Annotated in this window: 18 protein-coding genes and 1 tRNA gene; 8 read left to right on the plus strand and 11 right to left on the minus strand. The window is 48.5% G+C overall.

Translation table 11 applies throughout. The features are described from left to right. The first annotated feature begins 233 nt into the window (after nt 1-233). On the plus strand, nt 234-527 hold the full coding sequence (locus SYN_RS09035) for a hypothetical protein (protein WP_011417792.1): 294 nt from the start codon (nt 234-236) through the stop codon (nt 525-527). A 104-nt stretch (nt 528-631) separates the two neighbouring features. Here SYN_RS09035 and SYN_RS09040 read toward each other — a convergent pair whose 3' ends face one another. Next, a complete protein-coding gene (locus SYN_RS09040; RefSeq protein ID WP_083756478.1) occupies nt 632-1,219 on the minus strand; it encodes a sigma 54-interacting transcriptional regulator in 588 nt (195 codons plus the stop codon). 108 nt (nt 1,220-1,327) lie between these two features. On the opposite strand from SYN_RS09040, the gene SYN_RS09045 reads away from it, so the two are divergent. Continuing rightward, nucleotides 1,328-2,533, plus strand: a complete 1,206-nt coding sequence (locus SYN_RS09045) for an ISL3 family transposase (protein ID WP_011417071.1) — start codon at nt 1,328-1,330, stop codon at nt 2,531-2,533. On the opposite strand, the gene SYN_RS16920 is transcribed toward SYN_RS09045, so the two are convergent. The 3 genes from SYN_RS16920 to SYN_RS09060 all read right to left on the minus strand — a co-directional run bounded on the left by SYN_RS16920 (nt 2,509) and on the right by SYN_RS09060 (nt 6,864). Then, nucleotides 2,509-4,077 carry a sigma 54-interacting transcriptional regulator gene (locus SYN_RS16920; RefSeq protein ID WP_011417794.1) on the minus strand — a complete coding sequence of 523 codons (1,569 nt, stop codon included), beginning with the start codon at nt 4,075-4,077 and terminating at the stop codon, nt 2,509-2,511. The two genes, SYN_RS09045 and SYN_RS16920, sit on opposite strands and share 25 nt — an antisense overlap. A 96-nt stretch (nt 4,078-4,173) precedes the next feature. Then, nucleotides 4,174-6,207, minus strand: coding sequence for an elongation factor G (gene fusA / locus SYN_RS09055; RefSeq protein WP_011417795.1), 2,034 nt, complete (start codon nt 6,205-6,207; stop codon nt 4,174-4,176). Between the two features lie 30 nt (nt 6,208-6,237). Further along, complete coding sequence (locus tag SYN_RS09060; protein ID WP_011417796.1) at nt 6,238-6,864, minus strand: GerMN domain-containing protein; 627 nt, start codon at nt 6,862-6,864, stop codon at nt 6,238-6,240. A 280-nt stretch (nt 6,865-7,144) separates the two neighbouring features. Between SYN_RS09060 and SYN_RS09065 the strand changes: the two genes are divergently transcribed. Further along, entirely contained in the window at nt 7,145-9,436 is a 2,292-nt protein-coding gene (locus tag SYN_RS09065; RefSeq protein WP_148202537.1) for a GspE/PulE family protein, read from the plus strand. A gap of 6 nt (nt 9,437-9,442) precedes the next feature. Here SYN_RS09065 and mutS read toward each other — a convergent pair whose 3' ends face one another. Then, nucleotides 9,443-12,061, minus strand: coding sequence for a DNA mismatch repair protein MutS (gene mutS / locus SYN_RS09070; protein WP_041585591.1), 2,619 nt, complete (start codon nt 12,059-12,061; stop codon nt 9,443-9,445). A gap of 14 nt (nt 12,062-12,075) precedes the next feature. Then, complete coding sequence (locus tag SYN_RS09075) at nt 12,076-12,477, minus strand: phage holin family protein (RefSeq protein ID WP_049749961.1); 402 nt, start codon at nt 12,475-12,477, stop codon at nt 12,076-12,078. 137 nt (nt 12,478-12,614) lie between these two features. On the opposite strand from SYN_RS09075, the gene SYN_RS09080 reads away from it, so the two are divergent. After that, nucleotides 12,615-12,690: transfer RNA gene (locus SYN_RS09080), tRNA-Asn, on the plus strand. Nucleotides 12,691-12,989: 299 nt separating this feature from the next. Here SYN_RS09080 and mtgA read toward each other — a convergent pair. Beyond that, nucleotides 12,990-13,910 carry a monofunctional biosynthetic peptidoglycan transglycosylase gene (mtgA, locus tag SYN_RS09085; protein WP_041584928.1) on the minus strand — a complete coding sequence of 307 codons (921 nt, stop codon included), beginning with the start codon at nt 13,908-13,910 and terminating at the stop codon, nt 12,990-12,992. Between the two features lie 279 nt (nt 13,911-14,189). Here mtgA and SYN_RS09090 point away from each other — a divergent pair, with 279 nt between their 5' ends. The 4 genes from SYN_RS09090 to rlmN all read left to right on the plus strand — a co-directional run bounded on the left by SYN_RS09090 (nt 14,190) and on the right by rlmN (nt 20,129). Beyond that, nucleotides 14,190-15,272: a C40 family peptidase gene (locus tag SYN_RS09090; protein ID WP_049749962.1), complete on the plus strand. Its 1,083-nt coding sequence runs from the start codon at nt 14,190-14,192 to the stop codon at nt 15,270-15,272. A 460-nt stretch (nt 15,273-15,732) separates the two neighbouring features. After that, entirely contained in the window at nt 15,733-17,664 is a 1,932-nt protein-coding gene (locus SYN_RS09095) for an aconitate hydratase (protein WP_011417802.1), read from the plus strand. Nucleotides 17,665-17,768: 104 nt separating this feature from the next. Beyond that, nucleotides 17,769-18,986, plus strand: a complete 1,218-nt coding sequence (locus tag SYN_RS09100) for an NADP-dependent isocitrate dehydrogenase (protein ID WP_011417803.1) — start codon at nt 17,769-17,771, stop codon at nt 18,984-18,986. Nucleotides 18,987-19,082: 96 nt separating this feature from the next. Next, the gene (gene rlmN / locus SYN_RS09105) at nt 19,083-20,129 is read left to right on the plus strand and encodes a 23S rRNA (adenine(2503)-C(2))-methyltransferase RlmN (RefSeq protein WP_011417804.1); all 1,047 of its coding nucleotides are present in this window, start codon (nt 19,083-19,085) and stop codon (nt 20,127-20,129) included. A gap of 288 nt (nt 20,130-20,417) precedes the next feature. Here rlmN and SYN_RS15340 read toward each other — a convergent pair whose 3' ends face one another. From SYN_RS15340 to SYN_RS09125, 4 genes are all read right to left on the minus strand, one after another. After that, nucleotides 20,418-20,885 carry a lytic transglycosylase domain-containing protein gene (locus SYN_RS15340; RefSeq protein WP_158302957.1) on the minus strand — a complete coding sequence of 156 codons (468 nt, stop codon included), beginning with the start codon at nt 20,883-20,885 and terminating at the stop codon, nt 20,418-20,420. 376 nt (nt 20,886-21,261) lie between these two features. Further along, complete coding sequence (locus tag SYN_RS15345) at nt 21,262-21,933, minus strand: tetratricopeptide repeat protein (protein ID WP_049749963.1); 672 nt, start codon at nt 21,931-21,933, stop codon at nt 21,262-21,264. Between the two features lie 175 nt (nt 21,934-22,108). Continuing rightward, nucleotides 22,109-22,705, minus strand: a complete 597-nt coding sequence (locus tag SYN_RS09120; protein WP_011417807.1) for an HD domain-containing protein — start codon at nt 22,703-22,705, stop codon at nt 22,109-22,111. Nucleotide 22,706: 1 nt separating this feature from the next. After that, a complete protein-coding gene (locus tag SYN_RS09125; RefSeq protein ID WP_148202538.1) occupies nt 22,707-22,922 on the minus strand; it encodes a hypothetical protein in 216 nt (71 codons plus the stop codon). Nucleotides 22,923-22,975: the final 53 nt, after the last annotated feature.

Consider the following 22,975-nt stretch of genomic DNA (forward strand, 5'->3'; position numbering starts at 1 on the left):
CCTCATGGATTCCGGCTGGCAATCTCGGCTCCTTTCTTAACCTGGTCATGTCGGATGATTCAATATATAATCAATTGACACTGTGAAAACTCCATTTTATAATTTACTAAAATTGAAGGATTTTAGTAACAAGTCGTTGGACAGGATGTCGCATGGCGACCGGTGAATTTTTTCCGGCACAAAGGTTTTTGAGTTCATTACGCAATTTCCTTTATCAATGAAAGGAGACGGACATGAAGTCAGCGATTGTTTTTTCCGGAACGGGCCCGATACTGATTCTAACCACCTATGAATCCTTAACACACCCTGCTTTTGTAAAAAAACTGGCAGCGAAGGGAATTAACAAGTTTGTCGCCGTTGAGCTCCCTGTGGAGAAGGTAAAACAAAAATACGCTGATAACTTTAATATCGTCATGGAAGATCTTCATCAGACCGATGACTTGCGGGTTCTCGACTACAACGGACACAGCATCATGAATGCCTTTTCCATGAAGGAATGGGGTCGGCCCATCCCCTACGAACCATAGGATACTCATTACAGGTCACAGCAAGCAGAAAAGGCAGTCCGGAAAATTCGAACTGCCTTTTCTGCTTTTGATCTCCTCTGCGAAGGAAGCAAGCCTTGGTCGGCTCAGACCATACCGTTTTTTTTCTGTTCGCGAATCAATTTATAGCGCGATATTCTAAGGAGCTTCGCGGCCTCCATTTTCTTGCCGTGACTCATTTCCAGAGCTCTGGACAGGATTCTGCTTTTGATGGTTCTGGTAATGTTTTCCGTCAGTGCGGTATAATCCATTCCCTCCGATGAAAGATCGGGAAGAAAATCATCGACATGAATTTGAAATCGTTCCTTCTCAACAGAAGCTCTCATTTCAGCGGGAAGATTTTCCGGCATGATGGTCGTACCCATGTTCTGAAGGATCATGACGCGCTCCAGGATATTTTTCAGTTCCCGAACATTGCCCGGCCAGGAATAGGCCATGAGAATCTGTTCCGCCTCTCTGCTGAATCCTCCAACTTTTTTCATGAATTTTTTATTGAACTCTTCCACGTAATGCCTTGCCAGCAGCAGAATATCCTCTCCCCTTTCCCGCAAAGGCGGGATTGTGATCGGGACGACACTGATCCGGTAAAAGAGGTCTTCACGAAACGAACCCTCCTTTATCATTTTACTCAGATCCTTGTTCGTGGCAAACACAAAACGGACATCGATCGGAATATTGGTTCATCCGGTTAATGAGTACCTTGGTATTGCATAAAATCACATGGACATGGCAAGAGCCCTGTTGTTTGAGACCAATCGAACAACAAAAGGAGGCTCCAGACCATGTCCACATCGGTTCTTTATCATGCTTTCAATCTGAAGGGTATTACTTATAGAGCAACACGCTTCACGGGTGACGTCATCGAATATTTTGCAGATGTGAAAGAAGAATACATTCGCTGTCCAAAGTGCGGGCAGCGTAAATTTATCTTTAAAGGACAGAAAACACGGAGTTTTCATCTGGGACCTATGGGGCGTAAGAGGTGTTTCCTTGTACTTTCCCTTCATCGAATAAAATGCAACACTTGCGACACCCTTTGGTGGCCCGATCTGCCTTTTATGGTGGGGAAGCATAGATTTGCCCGATCCTTTGCTCTGATTGTTCTGGATCTGCTTCGATTCGGCACGATTCGCTGGGTTGCCGATTACCTCGGCGTGGGTTGGGATATGATCAAAGAGATTCATAAGTTGAAATTGCAGCGCCTCTATCGGAACATTCCTCTTCATAAAGTTCGGTATATCGGTATCGATGAATTCAGCATCCGGAAAGGCCATGAGTACATGACCACGGTGATGGATCTCTCCGAAGGACGAATCCTTTACGCCACTGAGGGAAAGGGCAAGGAGGGGATTTTACCCTTCCTGAAAAAACTTGCACGCAAGGGGAAAAAACTGCGAGCGGTTGCAATGGACATGGGAATTTCCTTCTTCTCCGCCGTCCGGGAAGCCCTTCCCAATATCGATGTCGTCTTCGACCGTTACCATATTATGGCTCTGATGAATCAAGGCATCGAAAACTTGCGCAGAAATCATCAGAAAGAACTTGATGATATCGGGAAGCAAACCCTCAAGGGAAACCGCTTCCTCCTTTTGCGAAATTATGATTCCCTGAAGCCGGACCATAAGGAACGTCTCGATGCCCTGATGCAGGCCAATCAGCCTCTATTCGTCATGCATTCCATGAAAGAGCAACTCAGACTCTTCTGGGAAATACCGGAGTACGCCCAGGCTGTTACCTTCCTTGACACCTGGTGTAAGGACGCCATGCTGTCCGGAATCAAAGAACTCGTCAAAGTAGCCAAAACGCTCTCCGGATACAGGACTGCGATACTCAATTATTTCAAACATCACATTACAAATGCCGCCCTTGAGGGCACAAACAACAAAATTAAAACTTTAAAAAGGCAGGCCTATGGATTCCGGGATATGGAATACTTCAAACTCCGCCTCTATCACCTGCATACTCAGAGGTACTCATTAACCGGATGAACCGGAATATTTTCCGTTCCGCCGAGACGGCGGATATATCCTTCTTCCAGGACTCTCAAAAATTTGGCCTGCAGAGGGAAACTCATGTCGCCGATTTCATCGAGCAGCATCGTCCCCCCGTTGGCGTAATCCAGTAACCCGATTTTCTTCTTCCGGGCATCCGTAAAGGCCCCGGCCTCATATCCGAACAGCTCGCTTTCCAGAAGGGTCCCGGGAATAGCGGCGCAGTTGACGTCGACAAAAGCCTTTCCGCTTCGATTGCTCTGTCGATGAATGGCCCGGGCGATCAGCTCCTTCCCCGTGCCGCTTTCACCCTGGATCAATACATTCGTGTCATGACCGGCAACTTCTTTGATTACGTGGAAAATACCGGCCATCTTACTGGATTTTCCGATGATGTTGTCAAAGCCGAGCAGAATATCCTCCCGCTCCTTCAATTTTTCCACTTCCGTTTTCAAAGTCCTGGCTTCCAGAGACAGAAGCGAATGCATGATTGCGTTATCATAAGCCGTACATGCATTTTTTACGAGGATATCCAGGATGTTGATCTGATCCGGTGTATACAGATTCCTTACCCTGGCCAGATACAGCGCCCCCCTGAACTTGTCCCTGATTCTCATCGGAATGGCGATTTCCGAATGATGGTCTTTAAATATTGGGAAAAAACCGTCTTCTTCCGAGGAGGGATGTTTCACTACAATGACATTCGACTCAATAGCGCGAGATATGATACTTTGTTCAATTTTTTTGTTCCGTATCTGCATCTCCTCGATGGACATCTGTTTTCCATCATATACAAGATACCGTTTCTGATCGTGATCGATAAGATAGAAGATTATTTTCGGCGCGCCGGCAATATCCAGTGCGCTTGAGATAAGGATGTCGCGGATGCGATTGTCCAGCACGTAACTGGAATTCATCTCCGAAACAGCCTTCCCTAGGACGGTCAAATGGCGGATTTTCTCCGCGTTATTTTTAAAAAGCTGGGCGTTGTAAATGATGATGCTCATCTGGTTGGCAAAAGTCAGAAAAAGATCCATCATTTCTGGAAAGAATCTTGTTTTCTGACGGCACCACGTTGCTGCGGTTCCAAAGACTTCATCGCCGATTTTCAACGGCGCGCAGAATAATGATCCCTGATCGTGAATTCTTGTTAAGATACGATCCGTTGCCGTCAGGCGCGTATCCGTCGATACATCCTCGATCACCATCGCCTTTCCGCTTTTGAACACTTTGGACCCGATGCAATCGTCCGTCAGGTCAATCGCAACCGTAAACGCCCTTTTCTTTTCCTCGGGATTGTAATTTTTTACAACCTTGGTTTCCAGATACTGCTTGGAATCATTAAGCAAGCGGATGATTCCCTGATCAAAGCCAAGGGCATCGACAACGTCATCGAGTATTTTCTGCATGATTTCCTCGACATTTGACGGATCGGCGATCAGCGAACTGATACGGAAAAGGGTCTTGAGCAGCTTATCCTTATCAGACAGAGGCATTGACGATGTCAACAGGACATCCATTTGTCTGGATGTTGTTTCCATAAAATCGACCTTTCTCCTCAGGAAATGTTAAAAAAACGGCCCTTCAAAGGGCCGGCAAACAAACTGCTCATTTTTGTAAACTCAGCTGCCAGTCCATTACCCCTGATCATAGGCATAAAACTGCATCGTAAAGACTGCTCGACCCTGCGTCGCGGAGCGCAGATCCGTGGAATAACCGAACAGGGCTTTCAAAGGAACCAGGGCCCGGATTTCGCACATGGCCCCCTTGGGCGTAATGGTCTGGATTTCTCCTTTTCTCGCATTGATGTCTCCGATGACATCGCCCATAAATTCCGCCGGTGTAATGACGTTGACCGCCATGATGGGTTGAAGAAGAACGGATTCCCCCTTGATGCAGCCGTCCCTGAATGCCGAGCTCGCCGCAATTTTGTAACCGATCGGTGAAGATTCGCCTTCTTTCAATCCAACTTCCAAAATTTTTATCCTGATATCCACTACAGGATAACCGGCCACGGCTCCACTGACAAGAGATTCCTGAATGCCCTCTTCAACGGCCTTCACGTATTCCGCCGGAAGAATCGCGGTATCGGCCTTCCATTCAATCTCGACTCCGCTTCCTCGCTCTTTCGGTTCAAGAACAAGCCGTACATGACCGAAATGTTTTTTATCGCCCAGTTCCCGTTCGAAATGTCCTTCCACATCCACTTTATTCCGAATGGTTTCACGATGGACAACCCTCGGCTTGCCCACATTGACATGGGCGTTAAACTCCCGTCCCAGCCTGTCGATAACAACTTCCAGGTGCAGTTCACCCATCCCGGAAATCACGGTTTGTGCTGTTTCTTCGTCGTATTTCACCCGAAGGGTCGGATCCTCTTCCATCAATTTCAGCAAAGCCAGCGATAACTTTTCCTGATCGGCAGGTGTTTTCGCCTCAATGGCCTGAGAAATGACAGGCTCATAAAATTCCATGGATTCCAGCAGGATGGGATTCTTCTCATCGCAGATCGTGTCGCCGGTCACCGTCTCTTTCAAGCCCATCACAGCGACAATATCCCCTGCGCCGGCCTGCTCGAGGCGCTCACGCTTGTTTGCATGCATCTTCAACAGTCTGGATGCCTTTTCCTTCTTCTTTTTGCCCGCGTTGTAAAGTTCCTCGCCCGCTTTCATCTGCCCGGAATAGATGCGAATGTAGGTCAATTTCCGGCCTTCATCCTGCATGACCTTGAAAGCCAGCGCAGAAAGAGGTTCCTTTACACTGCTCGCCCTTGACAACTCTTCTTTCGTTGCCGGATGAATGCCTCGAACCGGCGGAACATCCTCCGGGGAAGGCAGAAAATTGACCACGGCATCAAGCACTGGCTGTATTCCCTTATTCTTCAAGGCAGAACCGCACATGACGGGTACGAGGCGGTTTGCCAGTGTAGCTTCCCGGATTGCCCGGAGCAGATCGCTTTCAGAGATTTCCTCTCCTTCCAGGTACTTCTCCGCAATCCCGTCATCCACTTCCGCCAGGATTTCCAGCATGATTTCCCGATTCGCTTTTGCATCAGCTTCCCTGTCACCGGGTATTTCACTGTATTGATAATTGACGCCCTTCGAACCGTCATCCCAGGTAACCACTTTTTCCCGTATCAGATCCACAACCCCCAGGAACTGATCCTGCTGCCCCAGAGGTATCTGTATGGGAAGAGGAACGGAAGCGAAGCGTTCCTTCATCATCTTCACAACCCGGAAATAGTCCGCGCCGACACGATCCATTTTATTTATGAAAGCGATCTTTGGAACACCATATTTGTCTGCCTGATGCCAGACGGTTTCCGATTGCGGTTCAACGCCGGCTACGGCATCAAAGACAACCACCGCTCCGTCCAGAACCCGAAGGCTGCGTTCCACTTCAATGGTGAAATCCACATGGCCGGGCGTATCGATGATGTGAATTTCGTGATTGGCCCAGTTGCAGGTCGTCACAGCGGAAGAAATGGTTATGCCCCTTTCCTGCTCCTGCGGCATCCAATCCATGACGGCTTCTCCATCATGGACCTCGCCGATCTTGTAAGATTTCCCCGTATAATAGAGAATCCTTTCACTGACCGTTGTTTTTCCGGCATCAATGTGAGCGATGATTCCGATATTTCTGATTCTTGAAAGTCTCGATTTCGGCGGCATTAGAATTCCATCTTTTTGGTCTGACAGCTGTTACTGAACTTTGGCATTCTGCGCCAGATACTCCCTGTTGAAACTGAAAGGCTGTTTCAGGCTGATGTGGCCTTTCAGCGAATCAACTTCCCGACCTTCGATCAAGATCCGGACCGCTTTGATTTCGGGAATATTCGCTGTGAGAGAATTCGTCAGCGAATAAACCGTAGCCATTTCACTGGTGCTTCCTCCCGGATGGCTCTGCACGAGATTTTTGCTGAAACTGACATAGGCTGTCTGATTCTTTTCAATTTTCAGATCCCTGAGTTTGACTTCCGGAGGAAAGGTATTGACTTTTCCTGTCTTGGATCCATCCAGGATGGCTTTCACAATTTCACCCGCCTGCTGATCCGGCGTTTTGCCTTTGACAAGATAGCGTTTTTCGGGAACAAGAAATCGTTCATTAGCATCGGAAAAGTAAAGGACAGCGGCAAATTTCTCCCTGGACGCCTCATGCCCTGTCCGACCGCCTATCGGCGGATAGATGACATTAAAAAGCGTTATAAAGAAGAATACCAGAAAACCGAAGACCGCAACACCGATTACTCCAAGGATCAGACGTCTTGTATCCTTTTTCTTTTTTTTGTTTTTCAATTCCGTGATTCGCTTCTGTTTCTTTGTAGCCATATTACGTTGTACCCCGGCTGGCGAAAAGTTGCCACAATCTAAGGTATTTTCAATGGGCTGTCAAGAAAAGAACGAAACGGAATTCAGACAGGCAGGCAAAGTATTCGCTATAATAATTATATAAAATAATTCACATTTACTTACTTTATTCTTGATCTTTAAAAAGGATTATATTAGTGTCCAGCGTTAAATTGATCAACCTGCCAATATCCGTTTATTGGCTCATCTTATTATTTATTTGCACACCCGAGAACACGGACCGCCGTGCAGGGAGAAAGTCATGACAGACATTCTGACAAAAAATCATCAAATTTCCGAACTCGAGGAAAAACTCCTGTTACGGAAGAAATTGCAGGACATTACCAACCAGATTCATGCCGCCCGGAATATCAAACAGATCCTTGTAGACCTCAAAGAAGGCATACTGAACCTTTTCGACGCGTATTCCATTACAATCTATGTCGTCGATCGTTTAAGGAACGAGATTTTCTCCCTGCTGCTCTCCGCCTCCCAGATAAAAGAAATCCGTGTGCCCATCAACAATAAAAGCATTGCCGGCTACGTGGCCAATAACAAAAAAACCGTCAATATCGCCGATGCTTATGATGTCGCGGAACTGAGACAAATTGATCCCGAGTTGAGCTTCGACTTGAGCTGGGACAAAAAGACCGGGTTCCGCTCTCGACAGATTCTCTGCTCTCCAGTTTTCTACAACGGCAAGCTCTCCGGTGTCATTCAGATTCTCAACAAGAAAGGCGGGGGTAAATTTTCGGATGAAGAAGTGGGTTTTGTCCAGGAAATCGCGGAAGTTCTCGGTGTCGCTTTTTTCAACCAGGAACGATATGCCCGCCGTCGGAAAACCCGTTATGACTACCTCATCAGCAGAGATCTGCTGACGGAAGAAGAACTTGACAACGCGTGGGAGGAAGCACGGGACAAGAAGGAACCGATGGAATCTTTCCTCATGAAAAAGTACGACGTTTCCAAGGAAGACATCGGAAAGTCTCTGTCGGAATTTTATCACTGTAAATTCATACAGTTCGATGACAAATTCCCCATCCCCGGCGATTTGCTGAAAAACCTCAAGCGGGAATATCTGCGTCGTGAATTATGGGTTCCTCTCTGCAAAACCGATGACAAAATCCAGGTTATCGTTGATGATCCGAACAATATCCTGAAACGGGATATGATAGAGAGTCTTTTAAAAACAAAGGCCGTCAAATACGACGTTGCCTTTCCGGAAGACATCATAAGGTATATCAACTATTTCTTTCAGATGCCTGCAGATGAATCCTCCTTTACCGAACTTCTCGGCAAACTGGACGAAGACGAAGAAACGCCGGAAGAAGACGGTGAAATCGTTACGGAATCGGACAGCGTCATTATGCAGCTCGTTAACAAGATCATCAACGATGCCTATTTTCGACGCAGTTCCGATATCCACATTGAACCGAACGTCGCGAAAAAAAACGTGGATATCCGCTTCCGCGTCGACGGCGACTGTTCGCTTTATCAGACGGTGCCCTTTAATTACCGGGCTGCCCTCGTCTCACGCATAAAGATCATGTCCAACCTGGATATTACGGTAAAAAGAATCCCCCAGGATGGAAAAATCAAGTTCAAAAGTGTCAATGGAGATGAAATTGAACTCCGGGTTGCCACCATACCTACACAGGGCAACGTGGAAGACGTTGTCATGCGTATCCTGGCAAAAGGTGAAACTCTGCCTCTTGAAGCTATGGGCATGATGGATCGCAATTACGGTGAAATGCTCAAGATCCTGGAAAAGCCCTATGGCATGGTCCTTGTTGTCGGCCCGACCGGATCGGGAAAGACCACCACGCTGCATGCAGCCCTTCGCCACATCAACACCCCGGAAAGGAAGATATGGACGGCTGAAGATCCGGTCGAAATAACGCAATACGGATTGCGGCAGGTCCAGGTTCAGCCAAAGATCGGTTTTGATTTTGCCGCCGCGATGCGAGCCTTTCTCCGTGCCGACCCGGATGTCATCATGGTCGGTGAAATGCGAGATTTTGAAACGGCGAAGACCGGTGTCGAGGCGTCCCTGACGGGGCATCTTGTCTTCAGCACCCTGCATACAAACAGCGCCCCGGAAACCATTACCCGGTTGCTGGATATGGGCATTGACCCTCTCAATTTTTCCGATGCCCTGCTCTGCATTCTCGCCCAGCGACTGGTCAGGACTCTGTGCAAAAAGTGCAAGGAAGCCTATCATCCAACCCGGGCCGAATATGACGAAATAGCAGAAAGTTACGGTCTGGAGCACTTTGCCCGACTGAATCTTCCTTACACGGATGACTTTGTCCTCTACCGCCCCAAGGGCTGCGACGCCTGCGACCGGACCGGCTACAAAGGAAGGATGGGCATTCACGAACTGCTGATCGGTTCGGATTCGATCAAGCGCCTGATCCAGAAACATGCCGATATCGATACGATGCGGGAGACTGCTATAGTCGAAGGCATGACAACCCTTCTGCAGGATGGCATCAGAAAGGCGATTCAGGGGATGACCGATTTCAGACAGGTTCGCAGGGTCTGCATCAAATAGGACGGTTCAGCCTTCTTTAAGCCTTTCCTGCCAGTTCAGCATCATGTTGAGGGCATCATGCGGCTCCACGCGGGAAATGTTCAACGCCGCAAGCTCTTCGATGACGCGTTCCCGCTCGCTCATGAAGAGATTCAACTGTCCCGGGTTGCGGGGTTTTCTTTTTCTGCTCCGGGCAATCCTGGGCATGCCCACCTCATCCATTTCCCCTTTTTCCAGATTGTCGAGGATCTCTCTGGCGCGGACAATGACCTCTTCCGGAACTCCGGCGATGCGGGCAACCTGAATCCCGTAACTCCGGTTTGTTCCTCCGGGAACAATCTTTCTGAGGAAGATGATTCGGTCACCCCATTCCTTGACCGCGATATTGTAATTCCTGTATCCCGTTCCCGCGACGGCCAATTCGGTAAGCTGATGATAGTGTGTCGCAAACAGGGTCCGCGCCCCGATCCAGTTTTTGTCATGGAGATATTCCGCCACCGCCCAGGCAATGCTGAGCCCGTCAAACGTGCTGGTTCCCCTTCCCACCTCATCCAGTATGACCAGGCTTCGGCCGGTGGCATGACAGAGGATCTGGGCCACCTCATTCATTTCCACCATGAAGGTGCTCTGCCCCCGGATCAGGCTGTCCGCGGCTCCGATCCGCGTGAAGATGCGATCCACGACCCCGATCCGCGCCCGTGATGACGGCACGAAACTCCCCATCTGGGCCATTAGAACGATCAGGGCCACCTGGCGGATGTAGGTGGATTTCCCCGCCATGTTCGGACCCGTAATCACCAGGAACCGGTTTTCGTCCGTGTCCAGAACCACGTCATTGGGAACGAAGCCGTCCCTGAGGGACATCCGTTCGACAACGGGATGGCGCCCCACGTCAATCTCGATCCGATCTTCCAGGTCCACAACTGGACAGCAGTAATTATACTTTTCAGCTACTTCAGCCAGCGAGGCCAGCGCATCAAGATCAGCCAGCAGCGTCGCCGTCGCCTGCATTCGAGTAATTTCCGCCGCCGCGCATTCCCTTACCTGCATGAACAGGTCATATTCCCGCTCCCGGCATCGCGTCTCCGCGTTGAGCACGGTCGCCTCGTATTCCTTGAGTTCCTGATTAATGTAGCGTTCCGCGTTGACGAGGGTCTGCTTTCTCACGTAATCTTCCGGAGCCAGGGCAGAGTTGGCCTTGGAGATCTCGATGTAATACCCGAAGACGTTGTTAAAACCCACCTTGAGCGATGAAATGCCCGTTCTTTTTCTTTCCTTCTCCTCGAGGGCCGCGATCCAGCGCCGGCCGTCCCGCGTCATGAAGAACAGCCGATCCCTTTCCTCGTCATATCCTTCCTTAATGATCCCCCCTTCTCGAAGCGTGACCGGAGGAGAATCGCAAATCGCTTTTTCAATGAGATCGTAAAGATCGGGCAATTCGTCAATGCCGTCTTGAATTCTGTCCAGCATGAACGAATTGCTGTCGGCAAGGAGGTTTTTCAGAACCGGGAGATTTTTCAGAGACTGTTTCAAAGCAATCAGATCACGACCGTTGGCAACTCCCAGGGCAATCCGTCCCGCCAGGCGTTCCATGTCGTAAACCTCGGAAAGAACTTTTCGCAGATTTTCGCGAAACAGGTGATTTTCACGGATTTCCGCAACGGCAGCCAGCCTTGCCTTAATTTTCTCCGGATCGACAAGGGGGTAGTTCAGCCACCAGCGGAGGCGGCGCCCTCCCATGGCCGTCACGGTTTCATCGAGAACAGAAAACAGGGAACCGGCAGTCCGGTTATCCTGAATCGTTTTGAAAAGTTCGAGGTTCCGCTTCGCCGTTTCATCGAGAACGAGGTATTCAGCCGCCGAGTACCATTGCAGCCGATTGATGTGTGTCAGCCGGCTTTTCTGGGTTTCCTCCACATAGCGCAGGACGGCGCCCGCCGCCCCGATAACCGCGGGGCAGTCTTTCAGCCCCAGATCTTCCAGGTCCTCTTTCCGGATATAGTCCTGCAGGCGGCCCAGGGCCGATTCCCGATCGAAATATTCATCGGGAAATTCATCAAGGCGGCAGGAATTTTCCCTGCCGGCAAAAGCTTTTAAAAAACCTTGCTTCCCGCTTCCCTGTGGAACCATGATCTCTCGAAAATCCAAGGCTGCAAGCTCCGTTTCAAAAAACCGGATATCCTGAAAATCACTGACCCGGAATTCCCCTGTTGAAATATCCAGAAAGGCCAACCCGATATGATGCTCCAAAGGGAAAACCGCCGCCAGAAAGTTATTTTCCTTGGCATGAAGATTTGCTGTGTCGACAACCAGCCCCGGGGTGACGATCCGAACGACCTCCCGCCTGACAACGCCTTTGGCCAGTTTCGGATCTTCAATCTGTTCACAGACCGCTACCTTGAATCCCTTTTCAATCAGCTTTGGAATGTAAGTAGACGATGCATGGTATGGAAAGCCGCAAAGGGGGATGCTGTCCTCCTTTCCCTTGTTTCTTGATGTAAGGGTGATATCCAGAATTTTGGATGCGGTTACGGCGTCTTCAAAAAAGATTTCATAAAAATCCCCCATGCGGAAAAGGACAATGCAGTCCTTGTGCAGAGCCTTGACTTCCGCATACTGCTTCATCGCCGGGGTCAAACTGCTTATTTCCATGGATTCTTTCATTCCCAACGATCGCCGCCTCGTTTTTTCAATTCGATGAAATCCCCGCTTCCCTGCTTCTGATTTCCGAAGAAGGCATTCATCAGCCAGTTCGCAGCGCTGATCAGCAGCGCGCCGAACACAGCGGTCCAGAATCCCTGAACATCGAATCCGGGAATGACTCCCGACGCCATCTTGAGAATCAGGGCGTTAATCAGGAACGTAAACAGGCCAAAAGTGAGAATGTTGACAGGAAGTGTCAGCAGGATGAGAACGGGCCGGAAAAAAACGTTGAGAAAGCCCAGCATGGCCGCAGCCAGCAAAGCGGAAAAAAATCCACCAACCTTGATTCCTTCCAGTAGATAGGCGGCAAGTAAAACAGACAAGGTTAAAATAAGCCACTTAATAAGTAATTTCATCATCAAACGTCCTGTCCTGGTGTTTTATTATGATGGAATGACGAACGTCAAGACCTGTTATTTATAAACCTTCAAACAAAGAGGGTTGACATTCATTTTGTCTTATATTATGAAGCAGAACAATCTTCGACTGCACATGTTCCTCAGTAGCTCAGTCGGTAGAGCAGATGGCTGTTAACCATCGGGTCCGTGGTTCGAGTCCGCGCTGGGGAGCCAATACATGTTGAGCCGGTCACTTTCGCATGAGGGTGTCCGGCTTTTCATTTTACCCGGATCACCAATGCAGGAATCTCAAAGAGTCTGCTCCCATCCTGTTGATTTCGGATTACTTTAATAGAACGGACGGGTGGGGCTGGCGCCAACCCCGCATCAACACCACAGTTCTTAATTTAATTCAGTCAAATACACAAGTAAAAGGTATCGTTCAGAGATACAAGCGGCCTGTCTATTCTTCCATGTGATGAAATTAATGCGCGAAACTCGCATCTTGAAGAAACATTAGCCATTATAAAGGCTTATTGCGCCTGCTTCCGAGTTTTATCCGACGCTTCGCCATCCTCTGCCGAAATTGAAACGTCCCCTTCTCCGACTCCCTGATCCATTTTTTCTTCGGAAGTTGGTCCTTCAATTTCTTCATTCTGCTGTTCTTCGGAATTCGGAGGCGACGGCAATATTTCCGATGAATCGGATTCACCCGGAAGAATTTCTTCCGGCTCCTTCATGACCGCTTCATACTCAGGAATAATGACGCCTCGCCTGACCATGATCCGATAAATTCTTTCGGAGCGATTCCGAACAAATTTTGATGATCCCAGTGGATGATATCGTCTTGGATTCGGAAGGACGGCCGCCAGTTTCGCTGCTTCCCGTGCCGACAAGGCCGATGCCGCCTTTCCGAAATAATGGCGGGCCGCTGCCTCAATGCCGAAAATACCCTCACCCCATTCAGCAACATTGAGGTAAATTTCGATGATTCGCTTTTTCGACAGGGTTCTCTCAATCCGCCAGGTGAGAATTGCTTCTTTGATTTTTCGTATGGGATTTTTTGATGGAGAAAGATAAAGATTTTTGACGAGCTGCTGGCTTATGGTGCTTCCCCCGACTTTGAATTTCCTTTCCCTGATGTCTTCTTCAAAGGCCTGCTGCAGCGCCTCATAATCGAACCCTTCATGATGCCAGAACTTGTCGTCTTCAGAGATAATAACCGCCTTGATAACATAAGGGGAAATACGGGAGAGCCTGACCCAGTGCTGACGGAATCTGATATTTTTTCCACGCTCCTTCCGTTCATCCTCCCTGTATTTCATAAAAGCGGTCTTATCCGGGTTTTCCTTTTTTAATTTTTTCACATCAGGATAAAAAAAATACATCCCCATATTAAACAAAATACCGATGAACATAACAGCCAGAACGATCAAAATAACCTTTTTTATCATAGTTTTATCTATCCAACGCACCTCACTCGATTTTTCTGCATGAACCGGTCTTATTGACGGTGCCGTCTTTTATCTCATTCCCTCGTATTTTGAAAGCATTAAAATGCCGGTATTATTGCTTTTTTAAAATGTAAAGACAAAAATAAAAAAATAAGTTTGACTTATTGGAATAATTTTTATAAATATTCGCCGATTTTGTGTACAGTTTGTCATCCAATGTCAGAATCTGTGCACCGTTAGACAATGTGGCCACCCCCGATCAGACTAAGGAGGTACTTCATGACAAAACGGCGGATTTTCTTTTGGATGGGATTGGCGCTCCTGTTCGTGTTTGGTCTTTTTTCTCAGGAAGGACTTGCAAAGGAAACCTACAAAGTAAAACGCGGCGATACACTCAGCGGAATCGCCGACCATCTCGGCGTCTCCGTCAAGGAATTGAAGCGGGCCAATGGTTTGAAAAAAACAGCTCTCAAGCCCAGTCAAATTCTCACCATTCCCCAGAAATCCAAAAAACAGACAGCAGAAAAACCCATAAAGACGTCCCGAAAGACTTCAGAGAAGGCTTCCGAGTCGAAATCTGAGTATTATACAGTCCGGAAAGGAGACACTCTGGGCGGCATTTCCAAAAAGACGGGAGTTTCCATCGGTGAGCTTCAAGCACTGAATCGAGTCCAGGTCCGCGCTTTGAAGCCTGGCCAGAAGCTTACATTATCCAAACGGGAATCCGTCCCGACGGCAAGAAAAGAGAGCATACGCCATCAGGCGCCTCCGGCAGTGGAAACGTTTGAAGAGGAATTCTATCTGGAAGATGGCCAGGAAGAAGATGAAATTGTCGATGAGGATTGGGCATCCGTCGAGAACGACAGGGCAGTCAGTTCCAACTTGCTTGGCAAATGGAACAGCCCTCATGAAAGGCAGATTTTTATCCGTGTCGCAAAAGGATTCCTGGGGACTCCATACCGTTTTGGCGGCTCATCCGTCCGCGGCATTGATTGTTCGGCCTTTGTTGCAAAAGTTTATCAATTTTTTGATGTGAATTTGCCCCGGACGGCGCGGGAACAGTCCCGCATGGGCGTGCGGGTGGCAAAAAATGAACTTCAGGAAGGCGATCTGGTCTTTTTCAACACGAGGCGCGCCTTCGGCCATGTCGGGATTTACATCGGGAACAATGAATTCATTCATGCCTCTTCAGGACGCAGCTCTGGAAAGAACGTCAGAATAGACAGTCTTGACAAGCCATATTATAATAAACGATTTATCAAGGCTGTTCGTGTTAAGGGCATGAAGGAAAAGGTTGCGGAAGAACGTGATGTTTCCTTATTAGAATCATCACTTCAGCTGTCAGCAAATGCGGTAAACTGAATTTTCCAAAAATGATCTGACATTTACGGCATCGAATCCCGGCCGGGATTCGATGCCGTTTTCTTTGGGAATTTTTCAACTCCCTTTTTCTTTCCTCATCCAGCTGTTTTATTCTTTGTGAATTCTATCTATCAAGAACAGTTGCTTTAACGCACTCTATCCGTTTCTCGTCTCGATGGCTCCGGAAACGAACAGATTCTGGTCAATCTCGTTACGTTCCTCTCCCATAATGTCCGGTTATTTCATTTACACATTTCTGTTGATTTATTTGTTTGCTTTTTATAGTCAGTCCGTTTAATTTTTGATTTTCATCGCGTAATGCCAACTTTATTTCACCAGTTAAAATGAATAGGTGTGGGTATATACTGTCTGCCAATGGCTGCAGTTGAGAAATCCCATTTTGAAAGAATAAAAACCGATAAAAGGAAATTTGAAATCACCTCGAGGATAATGTCTTCTCATGAAAAAAACTCTGACTCAGAAAATTCTTGAATCCCATATGGTATCCGGAAGTTACGTTCCGGGAAATGAAATAGCCATCCGAATCGACCAGACTCTGACTCAGGACGCCACGGGAACAATGGCCTATCTCCAGTTCGAATCCCTGCGTATATCCAGAGTTAAAACTGAACTATCCGTCAGTTATGTCGATCACAATACAGTGCAGATCGGATATGAAAATGCCGATGATCATCGATACCTTCAAAGCGTCGCTGAAAAATTCGGCATTTACTTTTCCCGCCCGGGTAACGGCATCTGTCACCAGGTTCATCTGGAACGGTTCGGCAGGCCGGGAAAAACCCTGATCGGTTCAGACAGTCATACGCCCACTGGTGGCGCTCTGGGAATGATCGCCATCGGCGCCGGTGGCCTCGATGTCGCCCTGGCCATGGCAGGAGAACCTTTCTATCTGACCTGCCCGAAAGTGATTAAAATTTATCTTCTGGGACGTCTTCAGCCCTGGGTGTCCGCGAAGGACATCATTCTGAAAGTGCTCGATCTCTTCGGCACCAAAGGAAATGTGGGGTATGTATTTGAGTATGACGGCCCCGGACTTGAAACTCTGACAGTTCCTGAACGGGCAACGATCGCGAATATGGGGGCGGAGTGCGGCGTGACGACCTCGGTTTTCCCCAGCGATGCCATGACCCGGCGTTTCCTGAAAGCGCAGCAGCGTGAAGGAGACTGGATTGAAATTCGGGCCGACAGGGATTCCGAATACGACCGGGTTGTGGAGATCGATCTCTCCGAGTTGATCCCGTTGACCGCGAAACCCAGCAGCCCGGGCAATATCTCCCCGATAAGGGAATGCGGCCCGGTCAAGATCCGGCAGGTCTGCCTGGGGAGCTGCACCAATTCGTCATACAAGGATCTGGCTACAGTCGCGCAAATCCTGAAAGGAAAAGTAACTCATCCCGACGTCAGTTTCATTATCGCTCCCGGCTCCAAGCAGGTTCTTGAAAATCTCGCCCGTGACGGCCACCTTGCCGATCTGCTTTCCGCCGGTGCGAGACTCATGGAAAATGCCTGTGGATTCTGCATTGGGAACAGTCAGAGTCCCCCGACTGGATCGGCCTCCCTCAGAACATCCAATCGTAACTTTCCCGGACGGTCAGGCACGTTGGACGCAGAGGTCTATATCGCCAGTCCGGAAGCGGCTGCCGCATCCATCATCACCGGTAAGATGACGGACCCGCGGGATCTGGGGATTCCCTACCCCGAGGTTTCCATGCCGGAAACCTTTTACGTCGATGACCGAATGATCCTCAAACCAAAGGATGCCGAGGCAGCCTCAGCGGTCATCATCTATCGCGGGCCGAATATCGGCCCGCCCCCGACCAACGATCCTCTCCCCATTCAACTGGATGGCGTAGTGACTCTGAAGGTCAGAGACAATATAACGACCGACCACATCATTCCCGCAGGTAAACGGATGAAGTACCGCTCCAACATCCCGAAATATGCGGAGTATCTCTTTGAAATAGTGGACAATACATTTTATGAACGGGCGATGAAGATCAAGGAAAGCGGTCGCCACAATGTGATTGTGGCAGGACTCTCCTACGGCCAGGGTTCTTCAAGGGAACATGCCGCACTATGCCCTATGTATGTGGGTGTGAAAGCCGTCCTTGCCAGATCCTTTGAACGGATTCATGCCGCGAACCTGGTCAATTTCGGCATCCTCCCTCTTACTTTTCTCAACGAAGAAGACTATGACCGATTCGTACAGGGAGATGAAATTCACGTACCGGATATCCGGAACAGCCTCAGTGGCCCCGGTGTGCTGCAGATTCATAATGTGAACAGGAACATCGTCATTGAAGTGTCCTTCCAACTCACCGAACGGCAGAAGCAGATCCTGCTGGCAGGCGGGGCCTTGAACAGACGCTGATTCAAACATGATCTTTTGTACCCCATGATTTTATAAACACCGGTTCCGGCAGTCTGACATTGGAGGCCGCACTGAGAGGTGAAAACAACAGGAGGGTTATATCCATGAAATCAAAAATTCGAGTCCATACACCCATTGTTGAAATGGACGGCGACGAAATGACCCGGGTGATGTGGCATATGGTCAAGGAAAAACTTCTTCTGCCTTATCTGGATATACCTGTGGCTTATTACGATCTTCATGTCAGTCACCGCGACAAAACCGACGACCAGGTTACCGTCGACGCCTCAAAAGCTATTATGAAATACGGCGTCGGGGTGAAATGCGCCACAATTACGCCCAATGAAGATCGCGTTCGCGAATATGGACTTAAAAAAGCATGGAAAAGCCCGAATGCAACGATTCGGGCCCTGCTGGACGGGACCGTTTTCCGAAAGCCCATCCCGGTCAGGAATATCCGACCGGCGGTATCTTCCTGGAAGAAGCCCATCATCATTGGACGACATGCCTATGGAGATGTCTATAATAATATCGAAATACGGGTGGATGGACCTGGAATGGCCGAGCTGGTTTTTACTCCCCTCATGGGAGAGCCCATCAGACAAACCATCCATTTTTTTAAAAATCCCGGCATTCTTCAGGGAATTCACAATACGGACGAATCCATTGTCAGCTTCGCCCGTTCCTGCTTTGCCTTCGCGCTGGACCAGAAAATCGATCTCTGGTTCAGCACCAAAGACACGATCTCCAAAATCTATGATGGTCGATTTCGGGAGGTCTTCGCTCAGGAATATGAAACATCCTGGAGGGAAGCTTTTCAAAACGCCGGCATTGAGTATTTTTTCACTTTGATTGACGACGCCGTCGCACGGATCATGAAATCGGAGGGTGGCATCCTCTGGGCGCTTAAGAATTATGACGGAGACGTCATGTCGGACATGATCGCATCGGCGAACGGCAGTCTGGCCATGATGACTTCCGTCCTTGTTTCGCCATCCGGTTATTTCGAATATGAAGCGGCCCACGGCACAGTGCAGAAACATTATTACAAGCATCTCAAGGGTGAGGAAACGTCCTCCAACTCCACGGCGCTGATTTTTGCCTGGTCCGGAGGTCTTCGAAAACGCGGGGAACTCGATGCAACCCCCGACGTCGTTTTCTTTGCCGATCAACTGGAGGCGGCCACACTGGAAACCATTGAATCAGGAATCATGACGGGAGATCTCCTTCTTGTCGCCGACCCCAACCCGGACAATCGCAAGGTTAATACGGAAAGCTTTATCGAGGCGATTGCCCTCAATCTGGACAGAAAACTGATTTAGCTTTCCGTTTCTGACAATCCTGCGGAAAAATTCAGGAAAGCAAAGGCAAATCGGCCCTTATGCCGTCGAGCGCCTTTTCACAATTTTTAAAGAAATTTGCATATGAATCGAATCAATATCAGAGATATGTCACTTGAAGAGATCGAGTCCTTTATTTCCAGTTTGGGAAAGGAGAAATATCGGGCTCGACAGATCATGAAATGGCTTTACTCCCAGGGAGCAAAATCGTTCGACGAAATGACCACCCTGTCCAGGGCCGTCCGCGACCAGTTGAATGAAATGGCCTGCATCACACTGCCGGAAATCGCCAGGGTTCAGCAATCATCCGACGGAACCAGGAAGATCCTCTTTCGACTGCAAGACAACAGCTTCATCGAAAGCGTCCTGATCCCCGGAAAACATAACTGGACCGCCTGCATCTCCACACAGGTCGGCTGCCATATGGGCTGCCGTTTCTGTTTCACCGCTCGACAGGGATTCCGGCGGAACCTTAAACCGTCGGAAATTACGGGCCAGTTGACGATGCTCCAGTTTTACCTTCCAGAAGGACCCGAGATCAAGAATATCGTCATGATGGGCATGGGGGAACCACTGGCAAATTACAGAAACACCCTCAAGGCCATCCGCATCATCACCTCGGATTACGGACTTGGCTTCTCCACCCGGAAAATTACCCTGTCCACCTCCGGCATCACTCCGATGATTGAACAACTGGGCCGTGATCTCTGTATTAATCTGGCCATATCCCTGAACGCCCCGACCGATTCCATACGGAGTGAACTCATGCCTGTCAACAGGAAATATCCGCTTGACCGGCTTCTTCAAGCCTGCCGGAATTATCCCATGCCAGGCCGCCGGATGCTGACCTTTGAATACATTCTCATCGATGGCGTAAATTCCTCACCAGCCCATGCAGAAATGCTCTGCCGGCTTTTGAAAGGCATCCGCTGCAAGCTGAATCTCATCCGCTTCAATGAGTTCCCTGATTGCCCCTTTAAAACGCCTTCCGAGGAAACAGTCCTCGCCTTTCAGCAGATTCTTGTCAAGCATCATTATACCGCCATCATCCGCGCAAGTCGGGGGCGAGACATTCTTGCCGCTTGCGGCCAATTGAGCGGCAAAGCCCTTGAGGAGAAACTCTAAAAAAGGTCCACGCAAAAATGCCCTTTTCAAACCCTACAATACAATTACAGAGGATTGAATTTATTCCCCGCGGCCTTCCCGGGTATTTCATTCTTCTGGCAAATTATCCGGAAAGGGAGGTTCTCAGGTCATTCGCAGCAGGATCCCGGCTTTTCCTTCGGAAAATCGGTTTTTTACGTCAGCTCCCTGATCGAATAGAAAAGAGAAAGCATAGACAAACAAAGAGGTGTTTCGGAAAGCCGGCAGAACGTTTAACGAAAAGGGCGCTTTGCTATGGAGGAGTAGAGATTAGAAAGCGGGCAAGGCTGAAATATTGTGCTGAAATGCCTGCATCACACGCCGGGTGAAATTACTGTAGGGTTCCCTGTTATTCGACAGCCTGCCTATTTTTTTCTTAGCCCGCGTTGGGCCGACATTGTAGGCATATAAAGCCTTCCGGATGGATTTGAATTCATCAATCAGCTTTGATAGAAAATAGACGCCTATCCGGATGTTTGTTCTTGGATCAAAGAGATCCGAAGAGCCATTGTATGACATGTCGGTTTCCCTGGCGATCGCCTGAGCCGTCGCAGGCTTCAACTGCATCAGACCTCTGGAACCATCGGGCGAAATCGCGTCATGCCTGTAGCTGCTTTCCACCTCGATAAGGGCAAGAACAAGGCGATAATCCACATTGTTGTCCATAGCCGCTCTCTGAACCGTGTTTGCTAAATCATGCAGAGCCTCATGATCCAGCTCAACCCGCTTATTCTTCAAATACTGAGTAATCTGATGAACAGCGGATTGATCCGATTTCCCCTCTTTAGAATTTGCCTCCGCACAGGGAAAACCGGAGGTGATCAGGGAGATAACAGCAAGACATGACAAAACACTGAAAAATTTGTTTCTGTATTTTTTCATGGCGAAATGGTTAACATAAAAAAATACATTATGTCAACCTTATTTCTTTTCAGTCAATTCCTTAGGTCAAGAAGGAAGACCATTCGATGGAGGCTAAAGCTATTATCCCTTGATTTTCAATTAGATACGAATTTCTAATTTAAGCTGAACAAATCGGGCAATAAGATTTTCCTTAAGAATTAAGGATAAAGATTGATTATTGATCTGTCGGGAAAGTTATGGCTGCAAAGACTTACTTCAGTGCGGATAATTCCTCTATTTTTCCTCTGGACTTCTCTGCCCATTCCGTATCCGGCGCCAGTTTCATTACTTGCTGAAATGCCGCTTCCGCCTTTTCCAGGTTTTTCTGCTCGATGTAGCACCGACCGAGCCAGTAATGCGATTCCGCCAGGGAAGGCATCAAGGCGATTGACTTCTGCAGATGTTTAAGCGCATCGGCTGTCCGTCCCTGAGCCAGGAGAACAATCCCCATATTTTTTTCAAGAAGGGGAAGATCAACCGTGTCCGGATCCTGAACGAGAGCCAGTTCATACTGTTTCAGGGCAGAACCATAATCCCCTTTTTTATAATAAGCCCACCCCATATTGTAATGGGCGTATGCAGGGGTATCATACAGGATATTGGACAGGGCCTTTTCAAAAGCTTCTATGGCCTGATCCCATTTTTCCATGCTGCTGTAAATCACTCCGAGAAAGTTGTATGCTTCGGAGTAGTCGGTGTCCAGGTTCACGGCTTTTTTCAGCTCCGCTATGGCCAGTTGATTCAGCCCCTTTCCGTAGTAATAGGACACCGCCAGAGAATAATGGACCCGGGGATTTGGCTTTCCCAGTTTCTTCGCCTGCAGGAGCTCCTTCAGCGCGGAATTATATTTTCCCGACTGGATATAGGCATTTCCGATATTCATATGTATATCGGCCTGTTCCTGGTTCCAAGGGGATGTGGCACAGCCCGCAACCGAGATTATCAAACCAATCCATGCCCAAAGAGTAATTATCGATAATTTCCTGCTCATTGACGACCCGCTCCGTTCCTTTCCGGCAAAATGACTTGTCCTGCCTCCTGTCAAATATTATTCTTCTTCAGTCACCGCTGCCGGAATTCATCCTCCTGCTTCCGTTAATCCACCATTCACCTTTATCCTTGAACCACCAGTCGGATGAATCCGTTTCCATGATTCGTCTCGCCGTTTCACGCGCATTTTCCGTGCAGAGGCGCTGAATGGCAAAGTCAATCCATTCCTTGCTGTATTTGTTGCCCAGATCCCCATATTCTTTCAGCTGAAGGATCAAGGCGAGCTGATCCGCATCCCCGGCAATCAGAGCCTCTCTTGTTTTTCTTTCATTGAACTCGTCGATGCAGGACTTGATATCAATCCCGAAGAAGAGTGTTTCCGTCAATTCTCGAACGGCTTTTTCCTCATCCACAGTTACGTATTTTTTGTTGACATAATTCATGTCTCCCGTTCTGGCCTCGGGAAGATCATGAAAGAGGCACATTTTCAAGACCCTGGATTCATCGACATCCTTTTCCAGTTTACACAGGGTATATCCGATAAAGATCGTCCGCAGGATATGCTCCGCAACCGATTCACACCCCGATCCGAGGAACTGGAAACCGGTACGCGGTGTTTTCTGAAGCATGCCGACTTCGAACAAGAAATTAACAATATCCTTCATTCTAACCCTTCTTCAACATCTTTATCCGATTGGCCATCATTTCTGAAATTTTCTTGATCTGCAGTTGCAAAGAGGCAATTCCTTCGGGTTTCATGGTCAATATTCTGTCAACCTGATCCTTCCAATGTTCGATAACGGCAATTTCATTCTCTCTTACTTTTTTATCAAATCTTGCCTGTACTTCTTTCAAAAAGGCTGCACGATCCTCCTGACTCACGCCGGACACCCCCTCCTCCATAAAAATAGGCCACTCTTAAATTTTCTAAATGA

Origin of the sequence: Syntrophus aciditrophicus SB, assembly GCF_000013405.1 — a bacterium.
GTDB classification, from domain to species: domain Bacteria; phylum Desulfobacterota; class Syntrophia; order Syntrophales; family Syntrophaceae; genus Syntrophus; species Syntrophus aciditrophicus.

Excerpts from the sequence above, each read along its gene's own strand:
- SYN_RS09075 (WP_049749961.1), bottom strand. The coding sequence starts at position 12,477 with ATGATGAAATTACTTATTAAGTGGCTTATTTTAACCTTGTCTGTTTTA.
- SYN_RS09045 (WP_011417071.1), top strand. The coding sequence starts at position 1,328 with ATGTCCACATCGGTTCTTTATCATGCTTTCAATCTGAAGGGTATTACT.
- SYN_RS09035 (WP_011417792.1), top strand. The coding sequence starts at position 234 with ATGAAGTCAGCGATTGTTTTTTCCGGAACGGGCCCGATACTGATTCTA.
- SYN_RS09065 (WP_148202537.1), top strand. The coding sequence starts at position 7,145 with ATGACAGACATTCTGACAAAAAATCATCAAATTTCCGAACTCGAGGAA.
- fusA (WP_011417795.1), bottom strand. The coding sequence starts at position 6,207 with ATGCCGCCGAAATCGAGACTTTCAAGAATCAGAAATATCGGAATCATC.
- SYN_RS15345 (WP_049749963.1), bottom strand. The coding sequence starts at position 21,933 with ATGAATATCGGAAATGCCTATATCCAGTCGGGAAAATATAATTCCGCG.
- SYN_RS09120 (WP_011417807.1), bottom strand. The coding sequence starts at position 22,705 with ATGAAGGATATTGTTAATTTCTTGTTCGAAGTCGGCATGCTTCAGAAA.
- SYN_RS09060 (WP_011417796.1), bottom strand. The coding sequence starts at position 6,864 with ATGGCTACAAAGAAACAGAAGCGAATCACGGAATTGAAAAACAAAAAA.
- SYN_RS09095 (WP_011417802.1), top strand. The coding sequence starts at position 15,733 with ATGAAAAAAACTCTGACTCAGAAAATTCTTGAATCCCATATGGTATCC.
- SYN_RS16920 (WP_011417794.1), bottom strand. The coding sequence starts at position 4,077 with ATGGAAACAACATCCAGACAAATGGATGTCCTGTTGACATCGTCAATG.
- mtgA (WP_041584928.1), bottom strand. The coding sequence starts at position 13,910 with ATGATAAAAAAGGTTATTTTGATCGTTCTGGCTGTTATGTTCATCGGT.
- SYN_RS09100 (WP_011417803.1), top strand. The coding sequence starts at position 17,769 with ATGAAATCAAAAATTCGAGTCCATACACCCATTGTTGAAATGGACGGC.
- SYN_RS09090 (WP_049749962.1), top strand. The coding sequence starts at position 14,190 with ATGACAAAACGGCGGATTTTCTTTTGGATGGGATTGGCGCTCCTGTTC.